This is a genomic window from Rathayibacter sp. AY1D9, from assembly GCF_002932395.1.
Classification (GTDB): domain Bacteria; phylum Actinomycetota; class Actinomycetes; order Actinomycetales; family Microbacteriaceae; genus Rathayibacter.
This window is the reverse complement of the sequence record NZ_PSVQ01000076.1, coordinates 1-1924: the sequence shown is the minus strand read 5'-3', so window position 1 is coordinate 1924 and position 1924 is coordinate 1. Positions and strand designations below refer to the sequence as shown.

The window sequence follows — 1924 nt, the reverse complement described above, 5'->3', positions numbered from 1 at the left end:
GCCCGACGGCCCCGGTCCGGCCCGCCTCCGTGCCGGCCGCCGCCGCGCTCCCCGTCATCGCGAAGCCGCCGATCCGCAAGCTCGCGAAGGACCTCGACGTCGACCTCCTCGAGGTGCAGGCCACCGGCCTCGCCGGCGAGGTCACCCGCGACGACGTCATCCGCCACGCCTCCCAGGCCAGCGTCTTCCGCAACATCCAGACCCCCGCCTGGGGCGACGACCGCGAGGAGCGGATCCCCGTGCGCGGCGTCCGCAAGGCGATCGCCGCCGCGATGTCGACGAGCGCGTTCACCGCGCCCCACGTCAGCGTCTTCGTCGACGTCGACGCGACCCGCACCATGGAGTTCGTCAAGCGCCTCAAGAACTCGCCCGACTTCGCCGGCGTCAAGGTCTCGCCGCTGCTCATCATGGCCAAGGCCATCATCTGGGCCGTCCGCCGCAACCCCACCGTCAACTCCGCCTGGACCGACACCGAGATCGTCGTCCGCCACTACGTCAACCTCGGCATCGCCGCGGCCACCCCGCGCGGACTGCTCGTCCCCAACGTCAAGGACGCCCAGTCGATGAGCCTCCTCGAACTGGCGCAGGCCCTCGAGAAGCTCACCCTCGACGCCCGCGACGGCAAGACCACCGCCGCCGACATGCAGAACGGCACCATCACCATCACCAACATCGGCGTGTTCGGGATGGACACGGGCACCCCCATCCTCAACCCCGGCGAAGTCGCGATCATCGCCCTCGGCACGATCAAGCAGAAGCCCTGGGTCGTCGACGGCGAGGTCCGCCCCCGCTTCGTCACCACGGTCGGCGGCTCCTTCGACCACCGCGTCGTCGACGGCGACGTCGTCAGCCGCTTCGTCGCCGACGTCGCCAGCGTGCTGGAGGAACCGGCGCTGCTCTTGGATTGAGCGGATTCCTCCTTCGTCGTCATCCGCTCCGCGGTCGGCTTTCCGAGGTGGGGCGTTTCGTGGAGCGGGGAGCGTACCGCTACGGCGAATCGCTGGAACGCGATTCGGCGGTGAGCTCGGCGGTGCTCGATGGAGCGGATTCGTCCTTCGTCGTCATCCGTTCCGCGGTCGGCTGTCCGAGGTGGGGCGTTTCGTGGAGCGGGGAGCGTACCGTTACGGCGAATCGCTGGAACGCGATTCGGCGGTCAGCTCGGCCCTGCGGGCGAGCGTGCGCTGACGCGGCTCGGCCCTGAGGGCGAGCGTGCACGGATGCGGCTCGGCCCTTCGCTGTCGCGGGAGGGCGGGTGGTCTCCGCTGAGGGTGCGGTGGGCGCCGGCGCCTGCGACGGCGCGAGGCACGGGCCGCGGCTGCGCCGGCGAGAGCGGGGAGAGCGGGGGAACGGGGCAGCGGTCAGCGGGGGGCGACCGCGAAGGAGTGCAGGGCGAGGGCGTCGCTCAGGCGGGCGGCGACGCGGGCGCCGCGGACGCTGGTGCCCTGGGGGTCCAGCGGCGGGCTGACGACGGCGGCGCCGAGGCGACCGGGAGCGGAGAGGACGAGGGCGCCCGAGACGCTCGACTTGGCGGGGACGCCGACCGCGCGCATCCAGCGGCCCGAGCCGTCGTAGACGCCGCACGTCGCCATGACCGCGACCACGTCGCGCGCGACCGAGGCCGGCACGACCCGCTCGCCGGTCCCCGGGTGCACGCCGCCGAACGCGAGCGTCGCGCCCATCGCGGCCAGGTCGCGGACGTCGACCAGCACGGCGCACGCCCGGGCGTACGCGGAGACGGCGTCGTCGGCGCTGCGGTGCAGGGTGCCCTCCGCGCGCATCAGGTGCGCGAGGGCGTGATTCCGGTCGCCGAGGAGGTGCTCGTCGGCGGCGATGCTCTCGTCGACGGAGAGCGGGCGGCCGGCGAAGGCGGAGAGGCCGCGGAGGATCCGCTCGCTCCGGCCGTCGGCGTCGCCCCCGTCGACCA

The 1924-nt window shown here is 73.3% G+C and carries 2 protein-coding genes; one reads left to right on the top strand and one right to left on the bottom strand.

Annotation, left to right across the window (positions count from 1 at the left end; all coding sequences use genetic code 11):
• The coding region (locus C5C50_RS16560) for a dihydrolipoamide acetyltransferase family protein (RefSeq protein WP_146085933.1) at nucleotides 1–908 on the top strand (908 nt) is incomplete at its 5' end.
• A 450-nt stretch (nucleotides 909–1358) separates the two neighbouring features.
• Here C5C50_RS16560 and C5C50_RS16555 read toward each other — a convergent pair.
• Nucleotides 1359–1924 (bottom strand): glutaminase (locus C5C50_RS16555; RefSeq protein WP_146085932.1); only part of this gene is annotated, 566 nt, incomplete at its 5' end.